The sequence below is a fragment of the Acidithiobacillus sp. AMEEHan genome (genome assembly GCF_030996345.1).
GTDB lineage: Bacteria > Pseudomonadota > Gammaproteobacteria > Acidithiobacillales > Acidithiobacillaceae > Igneacidithiobacillus.
This window is the reverse complement of record NZ_CP118747.1, coordinates 234,900-250,366: the sequence shown is the minus strand read 5'-3', so window position 1 is coordinate 250,366 and position 15,467 is coordinate 234,900. Positions and strand designations below refer to the sequence as shown.

The window sequence follows — 15,467 nt, the reverse complement described above, 5'->3', positions numbered from 1 at the left end:
GCTTGCATCCACAGGAAAAGGTACCGAAATGCTTGCCCTTGCCATCTTCCTCGTCACCCTGATCTTGGTCATCTGGCAGCCGCGCGGCTTGCAAATCGGCTGGAGCGCAACGGGGGGCGCACTGCTCGCCCTGGCTACCGGGGTCATCACCTGGCAGGACATCCCTGTGGTCTGGCATATCGTCTGGGATGCAACCTTCACCTTCGTCGCTTTGATCATCATTTCCCTCCTTCTCGACGAGGCGGGGTTCTTTCATTGGGCGGCGCTGCACGTAGCGCGTTGGGGCGGCGGCAAGGGTCGCTTGCTGTTTCCCTTGATCATCCTACTCGGGGCGGCAATTGCTGCCGTCTTCGCCAATGATGGCGCCGCGCTTCTGCTCACCCCCATCGTCATGGCCATTTTGCTGCGCCTGGATTTCTCCCCCACCGCCACCTTTGCCTTCGTCATTGCCACCGGCTTCGTTGCCGACACCACCAGCCTGCCGCTGATGATCTCCAATCTGGTGAACATCGTCAGCGCCAATTACTTCAACATCTCTTTCGACCGCTACGCCTGGGTCATGGTCCCCGTCGATCTCGTCTCCCTGGCTGCGACCTTGCTCGTGCTCTGGCTTGCTTTTCGGCGCGCGCTTCCTGCCCGCTATCCGACGGAGCATCTGCCCGCGGCACATACGGCCATCAAGGACCCCCTGGTGTTCCGCGCTGCTTTCCCGGTCTTGGGGCTACTGCTGTTGGCCTACTTCGTAACGGCGCAATGGCAGGTGCCAGTATCGGCAGTGACCGGGACCGGGGCGCTGCTCCTACTGGCCTTGGCGGGCCGCTGGTGGCAAGGGGGGCGCGGCGCCCAGATTCCCGTGCGCAAAGTTCTGCACGAAGCGCCCTGGCAGATCGTCATCTTCAGCCTGGGGATGTACCTGGTGGTCTACGGGCTGCGCAATGCCGGGCTCACGGATTACGTCAGTCAGGCCCTCGCCTTCTTTGCCAGCCATGGGGCGGTGGCAAGCGCCGTCGGCACCGGTTTCCTGGCCGCCCTTCTCTCCTCCGTCATGAACAATATGCCCGCCGTGCTCGTAGGGGCGCTGGCCATTCACCATTTGCCCGCAGCCACCGACCCAGCCCTGCGGGAAATCATGATCTACGCCAATATCATCGGCTGCGATCTCGGGCCCAAGTTTACCCCCATCGGTAGCCTTGCTACCCTTCTCTGGCTGCACGTGCTGGCGCGCAAAGGCACTACCGTCACCTGGGGGCAGTACATGAAAACTGGCCTCCTGATCACCCCGCCGGTGCTGCTGCTGACGCTACTAGCCCTGGCCGGCTGGCTGGCACTCGCTTGATCCAAGAGCTAGAGTCGGCATGGGTACTTTTCGCCGGACGGAAATGGGGTAAAGATTGTTGCGCGCTTCCGCTCATCCTTAGAGTGAGCGGTACCAAAATTCGCAATAAAACCTGCGCACGGGAGTGGAGATGACAGAGCAAGCGAATTTCTTCCCGGCCACCGGGATGCCAGACCCTGACTGGTGGCAGGCTTTATGGCCTGATCCCCGAGGGGTCATCAGGGAGTTGGGTGTCGAGGCTGGGATGTCGGTGCTGGACCTCTGCTGTGGCAATGGATATTTCACTCTGCCCCTCGCGCAGCAGGTCGCGACCGGCAAGGTTATTGGTTTTGATCTCGATGAAGAGTTGTTGCAGCAAACACGCAATCGCTGTTTAGAAACAGGGAATTGCAGCTTTCTCCACGGCGACGCCATGCATCTTGGGCAACTACTTAGCGAGCCCGTGGACTATTGTCTACTGGCAAATACCTTCCATGGCGTACCGCAGCAGACGGCACTCGCCCGAGAAGTAGCGGCTGTGCTGAAGCCTGGTGGGCTATTTGCCATCGTCAACTGGCATGCCCGCCCACGAGAAGAAACGACGGTTCTCGGGCAGCCTCGTGGGCCACGTACAGAGCTGCGAATGACGCCAGAGCAAGTGCGCTCCCTCGTCGAAGCTGCGGGCTTGCGCTTGCTCCGCGTCGTCGAACTACCCCCGTTCCACTACGGGGCCATCTTCCAACGTCCCGAGTAACGAGAACGGCAGGGTATTATTGCTAATGCGGTACCCAGGTCAGTCTTTCCGCTAACATACTGCATCGGTACTGACTCGGCGGAGCGACGATGCGCGGAACAGCGGATTTATTCGATGAACTTTTGCCGCCACCCTCAGAAAAGGAACTGCTGGAACCCAGCGCAGTGATTTTGCGTCACTGGGCCAGGGAAGAGGCTCCGCTGTTGCTGGAACTGATCCAGGGAATCTTTCTGCAGGCACCACTGCGGCAGATGCAAACCCCCGGCGGCAAGAAGATTTCCGCACAGATGAGCAACTGCGGTACCTGGGGTTGGGTTTCCGACCGCAAGGGGTACCGCTACGTGAGGGAAGACCCGGAAACGGGGCAAAGTTGGCCCCCGATGCCAGAACATATTTGCGAGCTGGCGCAGAAAGCTGTGCGCCTTGCCGGATATCCCACCTTCGCGCCCGATACCTGCCTGATCAATGTCTACGCTCCTGGCGCGCGCATGGGCTTGCACCAGGATCGCGACGAAAAAGACTTACAAGCGCCGATCGTGTCCTTTTCTCTGGGCCTGCCCGCGACTTTTCTCTGGGGCGGCAACCGGCGCACGGACCCGGTGCGGAGGATCCCCCTCAAACACGGCGACGTGGTCGTCTGGGGCGCTTCGACTCGCCTCTACTATCACGGCATCGCCCCGGTAAAGGTCGGCGAGCATCCCCTGCTGGGTGCCCGGCGCATCAACCTCACTTTGCGCAAGGCGGGAGCGTGAAGCGTATCGACAGCCCTCGCTAGGGGGTATTGATCTTGGTCACTGGAATGAATTTTCCGCCATTGCGTGCCCGTTCCAGCTCACGCAGCGCCGCTGCGCCTGCGGGAGTGGCCCATTTCTGCATTACCGAGAAGGGTACCCGTATCGGCGTTCTCCAAACTCCACAGGGAAAACTTTCCCCGCTATAAATTGGCCCAGTGATAACAATAAAATTGGTGCTATTAAGGCCAAACCGATAAATGGTATCTTTCAGCGAAGGAAACACCTCTCCATAACATTCTTTCAGATCCTCTCTCGCTAGCTGTGGTACAAAGTAGCTCGGCAGAATACGCTTGAGTTCACCATGGACTTTTTCTGTGGGCGAATCATCCGGCCTTTCGCTGGGATCAATTGTCAGGGCAGTACGTGCAAACCATTGTTGAAGGTCGACCGGAGTGTCAGTTCGCAGATCCTGCAAAATCTCCTCATATTCTTCGAGGGGATTCTCCTCCGGACCGTAATCGTGCGTCCAAGTAACCATCCCCAACCAGCGTCCAGCCAAGAGTGTTGGGACTAGAATTCGGTAACCGAAACCGTCATCACCCCACGCTGCGAGTTCCTCGGATAGATTTTTGGATTGGTCGCGGAATGTATTTCGAATGACGCGGTTCGCACGCTGGATTTCTGCACTGTTTCCGACAAAGTACCAACCTTCCAATAACATTGCGCGAGGATCCACCCGTGGGCGCGGATCAAGGCGCACAAAACGAGTCTCCGGGGTGCTGGCTTGATTGAGGTGGATCCGCGGCGCTAGCGCCGGCCGCGCGGCGAGAAAGGCCTGATTCGTACAGGGCGACTCCCCCGATGCCAACGCTACACGGTTGAGCCGCAGATCGGAGCGCCGTTGGGCGCTATCCCTCCGACTCCCGAGCAGTTGCCCGTTTGCCAGACGCAGCTCCCAACGCGGCGCGGTACGGTCAAAGGGGCGCTTGGTGTATAAGGGATTCTCGTACCAAGTCGCCGATCGGGAACTCAGTCGCGAGAGGTGGATGAGCTCTGATTGGCCGTCGTGGTAATAGGCAGCCTGGTCGCCAGCGGGCAGGACACAGAGATGAATTGCCGCGTTACCGAGTTGGCCCCGCCAGACCCCGGATAGGGCATCCGTCCGAGCGGCCTGCGCCCAGTTAGAAAAGACCAGGCTCCACAAGCCGATCCACCCCAACCACGGCAGTATTTTCCTGGGCCATGACACCAAAGCCCGCTCGTGCCGGTCGCGGCAAAGCACGGTGTCTCGCCTGCTGTTGCGCATCATTACCTCCTCCTAATCGGCTTTCGCGAAGTCCTCTGCCGGGCGGGCTTGCCGCAACTCGCGCAGCATCTGTAGCACTTCTGGTCGGAGAATTTCTTCTAGGAATAAGTACGGAACGCGGTAGAAATAGCCGAAATAATCGTATTCCGATGAACCCGATCCGACGTAAAAATCTAGGCCATCTACCGAGATCAGCACTTGGTACTCTTTTGGGTCCTCTTCATCCCCCCGGCAGTAAACTTCCGGGTGTGCGCAGATAATTCGCTGCAACGGCGGGGCCGCGGAGACGTACTCTGGCCCCTTTCTTGGGGCAGCCGAGCCGCTGCCTTTTTGCAGCGTAGAAAGAATTGCAGCCGGCTGAAACCAATCCGCCATCCGTACTTGTTTACCGGTGCGCAGGTCCCAGTTCTCGATGATTTCTTCATCCAGCGGCGATTTACGAAAGTCGAACCAGCCGGCGCGGGTACCGTGGATGACCAGCCATCGCCGTCCGAGAAGTTGTGGATGGAGTTTTTCCCGTACGGTTCCGTCGCGAGCACCGGTTTGCAGGGCAAGACGCTGCATGGCAGGAAATTCCCGTGCCGCCCGTTGCGCTTTTTTTAATAGAATGCGATTGGCCATCTTTATTTCCGGAGTATTACCAATAAATAGGACACTCTCGTGGTGATAGGCGCCGGGGGCCCCGGTGTGCCATAATCCACGTAGAGGTCTTGCCGAGCTGGCTGTGTCCAAATCGAAGCGACAACGGCTGACGCTCCATCCCCCTTGAACTGTGGTGAGTCGCAAGAATCCTCTTTGTATAAGGCGATCACTTGCAGTGCAATCGGCAGCGTCTTGCCGCTTGGATCTTTCCAGGTACCGACTAAGCGATCTTTTTCGGAATGCACTTGCCACTGGGGTTGCCTGCCGGGTAGCTCCCAATCCTGCACTTCGTCAAGCCCAACAGTTCTCTCAAAATATTCTTGAGGTTCTTGTCGTTTGCTGCCCTCTTTGAGGGCAACCAGCCGAATGGGATATCGATATTTCTGATAATAAAAACGCTCCAGGTTTTTCTCTTTGCCACAGACACGAACTTCCGAATCGCCGATTTTTCCCGCCCAGACATATTCTTTCTCGTCGGGTTCCGCAAAGACGGTAGCGGGGTACAGTCCCAAAAGGATGACAGGCGACAGCGCCAGCAGTCTGCTCCACATAATCCTTGCTCCCTCTATCTTTTCATACTTCAGCATGCTATCGCGACCAGATACGCTGTCAATCTGTCCTGGATACCATGAGAAATACCCATAAATTCAGAAGAGTAAAATTGGCGCTCCGATGCATGGATCTCTCCAGGACAGCCGCCGCCGCACGGAGCCCGTCTCACCGGCTCTGCTAGAACACCGCGATGTGGTCGTTTTGGGACGCTTCGACCCGTCTCCGCTATCACGGCATCGCGCCGGTAAAGGCTGGGGAACATCCCTCGCTTGGCGTCCGGCGCATCAACCTCACTTTGCGCAAGGCGAGAGCGTGAAGCGTATCGACAGCCCTCGCTAGGGGGTATTGATCTTGGTCAGTGGAATGAATTTTCCGCCGTTGCGCGCGCGTTCCAGCTCACGCAGCGCCGCCGCGCCCGAGGGAGTGGCCCATTTCTGCATTACCGAGAAGGGTACTCGTAGGTGAATCCTAGGCGGGCGGCGAGAGATGAATTTTGGCGCCCCAGTTCTCGTAGTTTATGACTTCTGTCAACGTATATTGATAGCCGCCCTTCGCAACCGTTTCCTGCAAAACGGCCCGCAGTGGATAGTAAGGCGCAGTGGTGGACAGATAGATCGTGCCGCTGGCCGCGCTTATCGATCCGATCGGCAACGACGCACCTGCTTCGTTGAGATCAAGCAGCCCCTTTCCATTGACGGTGAAATGAAAAGCTGTCGTTGGAGCACCGAGTATGGATTGGCCTGGTAGCTCGACGACATCTGTCAGGTAGGGCTGGATTTTCTGCCAGGGAATGGACTGCGGGATTTGTACTGGGATAACCCCTTTCCGGTAGCCACCGCCGGGAGGGGAGCTTCGATACCATACCTGATCTCCGATGGTCAGGCTGCTCGCCGTTGCCGAAATACCGGCAAAAAATTCGGTGGTTGCAGTCGCTTCACTTTCTTTGTTGAGCGGATCCACAGCCCCCCAGCCGGTGATTTCTGCGGGTAATATCGTGCTCGTGACGCGAATCCGAAAATGGAAAGGGGTTTTCAGGAAATTTGCAATTCCGGCCCGCAATCTTTCTGGGAGCACCGCTGGCGCTTCGCTTGATGGGGGCGTACCCAGCCCCTGTGTTGGAGACAGTTCCTGAGCCCGAAGTGGGATACTCAAAAGTGAGCCGTACAAACTCAGTGCTGTTGCACTCCGAAGGAGGGCTTGCATGCGTCGATTCCGATGCAGGATCATGTCGTAAAATCTCTCAAAAGATGGCTCTATCTGAAGTTATGGGCTTCGGACTTCCCGTCAACTCAGGCCCGGTAAAACTCTGTGTCGAGGCAGATCACAACCGTTTGCCTCTTCGAACGGAGAGTGCTGGACGCGCGACTTGCCGTGATCGGGGTCAATACACAAAGCGTGCCAGCATGGATGGGCCGCATTACAGCGGCTGCGATACCGGGGACTGTTTCAGATCGGCTACAGCTCATTGCCACCCAGATATGCAATTTACAGAACTCAATTGCCTGCCATGGACTAATCCATGTTGCCTATCTGTCGTCAAACGGAAACAACCGGGGATCTGTCTTGGATTGGCTCTGCATCGACCTGCGGCTTGTTTCTTTGCAGGCTCATTCCCGGAACGAGCCGCCGCCGTGGAATGGTGAGGAAGAATGCATTTCCCTGGGTATTGCTCGGAATACCCAGGGTTGGGTTTTGCGGGTCAGTGACTCTCGTAGCCCGCTAGATGGGTAATCCGATGGCGGAAGACCCAAATCTGGTAGGCGTTATACATGATCATGACGGGCACGAAACCGGTCATGAACAGGGTTAGGATGGCCAGATCGTTGGCCGGATTTCCGCCTGCGGTGATGGTCCAGGTGTTGGGGACAATATACGGGAAGTTGGTCGCCCACATCCCGCCCCACATCAAGACCACGATGGCGCCGCACCAGAGCAGGGCCGGGAAATCCCGATGAGCGGCATGCGCCGTCATCATCTTGTAGGCCGAGACCAGGATGGCCAGCAACAGGACCAGCCAGCCGAACCAACCACCGCCCGTCCATTTAGCGGCATCCGGCATGATGGCATAGGACCAGATCAGGGTGATGACGACCGCCGCCAGGGCCAGAAACGAGAAGATCGTCGCCCAGTGGTGGGCCTTCTTATAGATCGGATCGTCTTGCTTGAACCGGGCGCAGAGGAACAGGGTTCCTGCCAGGCCCCCGGCAATGACTGCAGCAATGCCCGTCCAGATGCTGAAGGGACTCAGAAAGCTCAGCGCATTGCCAGCAAAATGCGGTACCGTGTTGACAAAAGGGTCATTGGCCGCCTGGATGCCTTGCGCATTCTCTTTGGCCATGGGAAAGCCCAGCAAGGTCGCGCCCAGGGCCACGCCGGCAAAGAACGCAGCCACCAGACTGCCGAGGCCGAAGAGGGTTCCCCAAAATTTTTTCGAGCCTTTGGCATGGACATGAAACTCGAAGGCCACCGCGCGCGAGATGATGCCCCACAGAGCAAACATCAGGGGAATCATCAGGTAGTTGAAGGTAGAGCCGTAAACCAGAGGGAAGGCGCCGAAGATGACCCCACCGGCCACCACCAGCCAGGTTTCATTGGCATCCCAGGTTCCCGCCATGGAGGACATGATCGCCGCGCGATCATTTTCGTCCCGCAGAAACAGAAGAGAGAAGACGCCGGCACCCAGATCGGCACCGTCCAGTACGATATAAATGATGAAAAACAGTCCCAGAAGAATCCACCAAAAGGTGCTTAGCGCACTGTGGATGCGCAGAATATCGCTTAGATAATCCATGATCGTTGTCCTTTCGCAAAAGCGAGGCAGTCCATCAGGGTCTGCCTCCTACAGGCTGGTTCAGAGCTTGTTCAGGGTGGGCTTGGCAAAACTTGCCTGGGCCATGCCGCCGCCGGAGGATTCCGAGGGCTCGGAGCCCACCACCGGGCTGTGCAAGTCCGGTCCCTTCTGGATGATGCGGCTGAAGAAGTACCAGGCTCCGCCCCAGACCATGAATTCAAAGACAATATAGCCAATGAACCAAAGGGCCTCGGCAGATACTCCCATATGACTCACGCCTTGCCAGGTCCGCATCAGGCCATAGACCACCCAGGGTTGACGGCCAATTTCCCGCGTCCACCAACCCGTCCATACCGCCAGGTAAGGCAGAAAACCGCTAAAGACCAGCAAGCGCAGGAAACGGGGATGCCGGCGGAGTCGGTCTGCCGTCAGTTCCCCACGGATGCGTAGCCAGTTGCCCCACAAGGCCATGAAAAACAGAAAGAAGCCAATTGCGACCATGATCCGGAAGGCATAGAACGGCACCCAGACATCCGGCCGATCATTGGGCGCGAACTGATCCATTCCCGCTACTTTGCCGTTCAAGGTGTGGGTTTCCAGCAGACTCAAAACATGTGGGATGGTGATGGCAAAAACGTTGCCATCGTTTTCTGCATTGGGAAAGGCAATGATATGCCAGCCCGAGTTCACCCGCCCGTCCGGCAGATAAGTATGGTAATGCCCTTCCATCGCGGCCAGAGAGGTAGGCTGATCCGCAGCTACTTCCCGCCCCAATTCATCGCCAATGAAGATCTGCAGGGGAGTAATTACCACCAGCGCCAGGAGCGTTGGCTTGAGCAGAGTGGTGAAAAGATCTGCATGCCGGTTCTTGAGGATGAACCAAGCAGAAACCGCAGCAAAGAAGAAGAGCGACAGCTCCACAGTAGCAATCCACATGTGCGGAAAGCCAATATCGAAGTTGGGATTGAAGATCGCATGCCACCAGTTGGTCACCTGAAAAAGACCATCTTTTAGCACGATCCCTCTGGGTGATTGCATCCAGCCGTTGGCGACCAGGATCCACATCGCCGAGAGACTGGAAGACAGCGCCACATTGAAGGTGGAAAACAGGTGCATCCCCTTGCCGATCTTACCCCAGCCAAAGATCATCAGGCCAATGAAGCCCGCCTCGTACATGAAGGCGGTAATGGTTTCAAAGCCCAGGATGTTGCCAAAGAACGGACCGACGGCCTGGGAGAAGGGCCCGTAGAGAATGCCGAAAGCCATCTCCATGGTGACCCCGGTAGCCACCCCGGCGCCAAAGTTGACGATGAAAAGCTTTTCGAAGAAGCGTTGCAAGCGGTACCACTTTTCGTTCCCTGAGCGCAGCCAAGCCACTTCCAGAAAGAAGAGCAACCAAGACATACCGATGGTCACCGGCGTCCACAGGATGTGCATGGACGTGATGAAGGCAAAGTCCAAGCGGCTGAGCATGATCGGGAGTGTATTCTCGATAATCATGAAAACCCCTTATGTTGTAAGCGATAGAAATCGCGGCAAGCCTGATTGGCTGTGGGTCTATAAGCATTGTCTGTACCTGACAAAAAAACTAAACTATCTTCTAATAAAAATATATAGTTATATGTAATAATCCCAGGGGGCTACCTTCGCGCTGGTTAAAATCACCCATTCCCCTTGGTTTATATCAACCTTTCTGGTGCATTTGCACCGTAGATGTCGAAGACCTTGCCCCCGTCCGTAGGAAGATTGGCATCTTGCAATTTCCTGAAATTCTACTACCTCCCTTTTGCGGATCGTGGGGGCGGAGTGGCCACTCAAGTTTTCGTGTGCTGTGCCGTTACTCGGTCATAGATAGACTTGATCAGCAGGATGGTTATGCACGAGGCAATGGAAAGCAGCGATGAAGTGCTCGGGACGGTGACCAGCATCCTGGCCCGGCAGCTCGCCCTCAGCCGGGAACAGTTGGAGCAAGCCGTCACCGATATCGTCGGTCGTTTCACGAGCCTCCACCGTCGCTTGAGTGAGGCGGTTCTTTCTTCGCAGAGTACATCCGGCAAAGAGGGCGCCGCGGAAGCGACACAGCGCTTTCGCGAAACCGAAACCGAATTGCAGATGATCCTGCGCCATATCGAAGCCTCGGTGCAGCAACACGAGTCTAATCAGGCGACCATCTCTGCGCTCATGCAGCAGGTCAATGTCCTGGAACAAATGGCGCGAGAGGTGGGGGAGATTGCTGCACAGACCACGCTCCTGGCCCTCAATGCGGCCATCGAGGCGGCCCGCGCGGGTGAGCAGGGGCGCGGCTTTGCGGTGGTGGCCGACGAGGTACGCAAGCTTTCCTCTCGTTCCAAGGAAAGCAGTGTGGCGATGGCCGAAAATGTCAAAGAAGTCGTCAAGGTCATCCGCCAGGTCGTCGCGGCGGCGGGAAAATCCATCGAGGCGGAAAGGAGTTTTCTGAAAAACGCGCGGGAATCTACGCGCAATGCTCTGGGTCGCGTCGAGCAAATGACCGAAGAGCTCTGCGCCTCCCAGGCCAGGCTGCAACTGGAGGGAGAGCAAATCGCTGAGGATATGGATCAGCTCCTGGTCACTCTGCAATTCCATGATCGCGTCAATCAGATTCTGCAACACGTTGAAGAAGGACTGGCAGAATTGCCGCGGCATCTGCACCCCCGAGAAAACCTACAGAGCGTCCAGGGCTGGTTGCGATCCATGGAGGACCGCTACAGCACGGCCGAAGAGCGGGCTGCCCACCGCAACGAGGGGGTGGCGACCGCTGGCAGTGGCGAAGATATCACCTTTTTTTGAACCCACAGGGATAGCGCAATGGCAAAAACGATTTTGATAGTGGACGACTCGGCCTCTTTGCGACAGGTGGTGCGTATCGCTCTGGAAGGGGCGGGATACGAGGTGCTGGAGGCTGGTGATGGTGTGCAGGGTCTCGCCCAGCTGCAGGCCGCCGCTCGCGTTCATCTGATCATCAGCGACGTCAATATGCCCAACATGGATGGGATTACGTTTCTGAAAAATATCAAACAATTACCCAACTACAAGTTTACGCCGGTCATCATGCTGACCACGGAAAGCGGCGACGAGATGAAGCAGGAGGGCCGCGCCGCAGGTGCCAAGGCCTGGGTGGTGAAACCTTTTCAGCCACAGCAGTTGCTGGCGGCCGTCGCCAAGCTGGTGTTGCCTTGAGCATGGAAATCCGCGAACAACGGCAAGGCGAAAAACTGCAGCTTGAGCTGCAGGGGAATCTAGATATCTACGCCGTTGCCGAGTTGCGTGGGCGTCTGCTCTCCTGTTTGGCGTCTGCTCACACCCTGGAGATTGATCTGCGCCAGGTCGAGGAAATCGATGGTGCCGGTTTGCAATTGCTCCTTGCCCTGAAGCGGAGTGCCAGCGAACAAGGTTGCCAATTATCCCTGAGTAACCACTCTCCTGCAGTCGTCGAGGCCATGGAACTTTGTCGGCTTTCGACCTTTTTTGGCGACCCGATTCTATTGCAGCGTGAGCAGGCAAGATGATGGATATCGATCCCGCGCTCCAGGGCGCCATGGAGACCTTTTTTGAGGAAAGTCGCGACCTGCTCCAGGAGATGGAGCAGATCCTGCTCGGTGTGGAAACCCATGGCCTGGAGGCTGAGCAACTGAATGCCCTGTTTCGGGCCGCGCATACCATCAAAGGCTCTGCCGGACTCTTTGGGCTGGATCCATTGGTGCGTTTCACCCATCGCCTGGAAAACTTGCTGGACCGTATTCGTGCCGGGCAGCAGGCCTTCGATGCCGAACAGATGGTGCCTTTGCTGCTCGCCTGCGCTGATCATCTCGGGGCGTATCTTGTCATGCTGCAGGGCGCAGACGCCTTTCAGCCCGATTTTCTCGCCGAGGACGTGCGTCTTCTCGAGGCCCTGGAGGCAGTGCAGCGACGCCAAGCAGAGGGCATATTGCCAGGACTGGCAAGCGATCACCCTGCGCCACCCGTGGTGCAACGGGCATATAAGCCTGCTGCGCCGGATCAGCCGCGCAAGCCCCACCGTGCCGGCTGGCACATTTCTCTGCGCTTTGGCGTTGATACCTTTCGTGACGGCATGGACCCGTTGTCCTTTCTGCAGTACTTGCGGCAGATGGGAGAGATTTTGGGCCTGGTCACCTTGACCGATCAGCTACCAAAGCTTTCTGCGCTGGATCCCGAAAGTTGCTATCTGGGTTTTGAGATCGCATTTGCCAGTGCCGCCAGCAAAGCGGAAATTGTCGCCGTCTTCGACTTTGTCAAAGACAGTTGCACGCTCCACATCTTGCCCAGCCATGATCAACTTCCGGACTATTTGCGGATGATCGAGTCCTTGCCGGAAGCGGATCAGCGCATTGGTGAAATCCTGGTTGCTATCGGCTCATTAACTCCAGAGGAGCTGCAGCAGGCCCTCGGGCAGCAACAGGAAGAGGAAAAACATAGCGGCGAGCATCATCCCCTGGGTGAAATCCTAGTGGCTGCGCAGATGGTCCCGGAACCTTTGGTGCAAGGCGCCCTCGCCAAACAACAGCAGCAACGCGGCCAGCGTCAGATGCTGCGCATCCACGCCGAGGAGCTCGATCAATTGGTTGATCTGGTGGGCGAACTGGTCATTGCCAGTGCCAGTAATCGTCTGCGTGCCCAGGAAGAAGATCGTGAACTCAGGGTGGAGGCGGCGGTGCAAGTCGCACGCCTGGTCGAAGAAATCCGCGATCGTGCCCTGCATTTGCGCATGATTGAAGTGAATGAAATCTTCCAGCGCTTTCCCCGCGTGGTGCGCGATACCGCCAAGCAGCTGAGTAAGGATATTCGTTTGGAGATTCGTGGGGAGCAGACGGAGCTCGACAAGAGCATGGCGGAGAAAATCGTCGATCCGCTGATGCATCTGGTACGCAACGCCATGGATCATGGCATTGAGTCTGCGGCAATCCGGCAGGCGTCGGGCAAGGATCCGCAGGGACGCATCCTGCTGCAGGCGCGCCACGATGCCAGCGGCATCCTTATCGAGGTCCAGGATGATGGCGCTGGCCTGCAACGCGACAAAATCCTGCGCAAAGCGATCGAGAAGGGGCTGGTGCAGGAAGACCAGAAACTAAGCGATACCGAGGTATTTTCTCTGATCTTCGCGCCGGGATTTTCCACTGCCGAGAAAATCAGCGATATCTCCGGACGGGGCGTGGGTATGGACGTAGTCAAGCAGAACATCGAGTCCATCCGCGGAGGCATCGACATCGAGAGCCAGCCCGGCCAGGGTACCACCATCCGCATTCGCCTGCCGCTCACCCTGTCCATCATCGATGGCTTTGTGGTGCGGATTGGCAAGGGGCTCTTCGTGATCCCCTCGGATGCCGTCGAGGAATGTGTCGAGTACCCGCAAGTCGAAGCGACTGGATATCTGCAATTACGCGGTCAGCCCCTGCCACTGCTCGATCTTGCCGCGATGTTCCAGGTAGAACGATCTGTTTCGAGCCGACGCAACGTCATTGTCGTCGGGCAGGGATCCGAGCGCATCGGGGTGCTGGTCGGGGCCATCCTCGGCAACCAGCAAACGGTGATCAAACCCCTCGGACGCCTCTTCGAATCCTTGCCCGGCATTTCGGCAGCTACCATTCTGGGTAACGGTGAGCTCGCTCCGATCCTTGATATTGCCCATTTACTTCAACACCACACCCGGTCCAGCCGCACGGCCCAGCCGACCAGTTCTTCATAGGAGATCCAACGATGTTTGCAAATCTGCGTATTGGTGTGCGGCTCAGCCTTGCCTTCGCACTCTTGATCATTTTTCTGATAGCTGTCGGTGCTACCGGATGGTGGGGTGCACAGCGGCTCAAGGGCGATCTGAACACCGTTACCGGAACCGTCGCCACCAACGTGGACAAAATCAATTCTATCATGCTGCATGTGGGGCGGATGAGGGCCGACTTCAATCTGGCCTATGGCTTGCCCTCGCAGGCGGCGCAGGCATCTGCCCAGATCGCCCAGATCGACAAGCAGATCCAACCATTTTACCCGGATCTGGAAAAGAATCTGATCAGTCCGGAGGCACGCGCGAGCCTGCGCGAATCTCAGGCCACCTACGATACCTTTTACCATGCGGAGCAGCAGTACCTGCAATTGCTCCTCGCCGCCGCCAAGAATCCCAAGACGGAAAACCAGGCGATCAGTACAGCCAATGATTTCTTCAACACCCAGGTCAGTCCCGTAGAGCGGCATCTATACACCGTCAATCATGAGCTACGCAGCCATGCAGCGAGCACCCTGGAGGCCAAGCGAAAAGCGGGAGAAGCTGACGCCGAGATGGTCAGTACCGTTACCGTGGTCATCGCCGTGCTGGCCATCATCGCCAGCATTCTGATTGCCTGGGGGCTGTCGCGCTCCATCACCCGTCCGCTGCTGGAAGCAGTAAACGTTTCGGAGCGTGTGGCCGAGGGGGATCTGAGCGTGCAGGTAGAGGTGCGGGGCAAGGACGAAACGGGACGCCTGATGAGCGCCATGCAGGCCATGGTGCAAAACCTGACTCAGATCATTGGTGAGGTGCGCGGCGCTGCCGACAATCTATCGAGTGCCTCGGAAGAAGTCAGCGCCACTTCTCAGTCTTTGTCTCAGGCAGCCTCTGAACAGGCCGCCAGTGTCGAAGAAACCTCTGCCACCCTGGAGCAGGCTGCCGCCTCCATCAAACAGAATGCCGAGAATGCGCGGATCACCGATGATATCGCCACCGGCGCGGCAAGAGAGGCGCAAAGAGGCGGCGAGGCGGTCAGTCAGACCCTGCAGGCGATGAAGGACATCGCCGAGCGGATTGGTATCGTTGACGACATCGCCTATCAGACCAATATGCTAGCGCTCAATGCCGCCATCGAAGCGGCGCGGGCAGGGGAACACGGCAAGGGCTTTGCCGTGGTCGCCGCCGAGGTGCGCAAGCTGGCGGAACGTAGTCAGGTCGCAGCCCAGGAAATTGGATCTCTGGCCAGCGGCAGCCTCAAGGTTGCTGAAAATGCCGGCCAGGCCCTGGAAGCTCTGGTACCCGCCATTGCCAAAACCTCCGATCTGGTACAGGAAATCAACGCGGCGTCCAGTGAGCAGGCCGCTGGCATCGATCAGATCAATGTGGCCGTCGGGCAGTTGAATCAGGTGACGCAGCAAAACGCCTCGGCTTCCGAGGAGTTGGCGGCGACTGCCGAAGAGATGAGCGGGCAGGCAGGACAATTGCAAGAACTCATGGCGCGGTTCCGTCTGGGAAACGAGGCGCAGCGCCAGGGTCGCAAGTCCACCAAAGGGGCAGCGACCGAGCACAGCGTCGCTCATATGCCCAAGGGTACGCCAAGCATGGCAGCGTCCGAAGAATTCGTGCGCTTCTGAGG

At 57.5% G+C, this 15,467-nt stretch carries 14 protein-coding genes; 8 read left to right on the top strand and 6 right to left on the bottom strand.

The window, feature by feature from the left end; all coding sequences use genetic code 11:
* The first annotated feature begins 28 nt into the window (after positions 1-28).
* The 3 genes from ORD17_RS01245 to alkB all read left to right on the top strand — a co-directional run bounded on the left by ORD17_RS01245 (position 29) and on the right by alkB (position 2,821).
* Positions 29-1,336, top strand: a complete 1,308-nt coding sequence (locus tag ORD17_RS01245; RefSeq protein ID WP_308389113.1) for an arsenic transporter — start codon at positions 29-31, stop codon at positions 1,334-1,336.
* A gap of 130 nt (positions 1,337-1,466) precedes the next feature.
* Entirely contained in the window at positions 1,467-2,069 is a 603-nt protein-coding gene (locus tag ORD17_RS01240; protein ID WP_308389112.1) for a class I SAM-dependent methyltransferase, read from the top strand.
* 89 nt (positions 2,070-2,158) lie between these two features.
* Entirely contained in the window at positions 2,159-2,821 is a 663-nt protein-coding gene (alkB, locus tag ORD17_RS01235) for a DNA oxidative demethylase AlkB (RefSeq protein WP_308389111.1), read from the top strand.
* A gap of 19 nt (positions 2,822-2,840) precedes the next feature.
* Here alkB and ORD17_RS01230 read toward each other — a convergent pair whose 3' ends face one another.
* From ORD17_RS01230 to ORD17_RS01205, 6 genes are all read right to left on the bottom strand, one after another.
* Entirely contained in the window at positions 2,841-3,524 is a 684-nt protein-coding gene (locus ORD17_RS01230; RefSeq protein ID WP_308389110.1) for a hypothetical protein, read from the bottom strand.
* Positions 3,525-4,121: 597 nt separating this feature from the next.
* Positions 4,122-4,730 carry a hypothetical protein gene (locus ORD17_RS01225; protein ID WP_308389109.1) on the bottom strand — a complete coding sequence of 203 codons (609 nt, stop codon included), beginning with the start codon at positions 4,728-4,730 and terminating at the stop codon, positions 4,122-4,124.
* 2 nt (positions 4,731-4,732) lie between these two features.
* The gene (locus ORD17_RS01220; protein ID WP_308389108.1) at positions 4,733-5,338 is read right to left on the bottom strand and encodes a hypothetical protein; all 606 of its coding nucleotides are present in this window, start codon (positions 5,336-5,338) and stop codon (positions 4,733-4,735) included.
* 433 nt (positions 5,339-5,771) lie between these two features.
* The gene (locus tag ORD17_RS01215) at positions 5,772-6,506 is read right to left on the bottom strand and encodes a hypothetical protein (RefSeq protein WP_308389107.1); all 735 of its coding nucleotides are present in this window, start codon (positions 6,504-6,506) and stop codon (positions 5,772-5,774) included.
* A 496-nt stretch (positions 6,507-7,002) separates the two neighbouring features.
* Complete coding sequence (locus tag ORD17_RS01210) at positions 7,003-8,094, bottom strand: cytochrome d ubiquinol oxidase subunit II (RefSeq protein WP_308389106.1); 1,092 nt, start codon at positions 8,092-8,094, stop codon at positions 7,003-7,005.
* Between the two features lie 60 nt (positions 8,095-8,154).
* Positions 8,155-9,594 (bottom strand): cytochrome ubiquinol oxidase subunit I, encoded by a 1,440-nt coding sequence (locus ORD17_RS01205; RefSeq protein WP_308389105.1) that lies wholly within the window; start codon positions 9,592-9,594, stop codon positions 8,155-8,157.
* Between the two features lie 375 nt (positions 9,595-9,969).
* Between ORD17_RS01205 and ORD17_RS01200 the strand changes: the two genes are divergently transcribed.
* Genes ORD17_RS01200 through ORD17_RS01180 form a run of 5 tightly spaced genes read left to right on the top strand, consistent with a single transcriptional unit; the run spans position 9,970 to position 15,465 of the window.
* Entirely contained in the window at positions 9,970-10,902 is a 933-nt protein-coding gene (locus ORD17_RS01200) for a methyl-accepting chemotaxis protein (protein ID WP_308389104.1), read from the top strand.
* A gap of 18 nt (positions 10,903-10,920) precedes the next feature.
* Complete coding sequence (locus tag ORD17_RS01195) at positions 10,921-11,292, top strand: response regulator (RefSeq protein ID WP_308389103.1); 372 nt, start codon at positions 10,921-10,923, stop codon at positions 11,290-11,292.
* Between the two features lie 2 nt (positions 11,293-11,294).
* Entirely contained in the window at positions 11,295-11,621 is a 327-nt protein-coding gene (locus ORD17_RS01190) for an STAS domain-containing protein (protein ID WP_308390115.1), read from the top strand.
* Positions 11,618-13,816 (top strand): chemotaxis protein CheA, encoded by a 2,199-nt coding sequence (locus ORD17_RS01185; RefSeq protein WP_308389102.1) that lies wholly within the window; start codon positions 11,618-11,620, stop codon positions 13,814-13,816. The genes ORD17_RS01190 and ORD17_RS01185 overlap by 4 nt, the downstream gene beginning before the upstream one ends.
* A gap of 11 nt (positions 13,817-13,827) precedes the next feature.
* Entirely contained in the window at positions 13,828-15,465 is a 1,638-nt protein-coding gene (locus ORD17_RS01180) for a methyl-accepting chemotaxis protein (RefSeq protein WP_308389101.1), read from the top strand.
* Positions 15,466-15,467 lie beyond the last annotated feature (2 nt).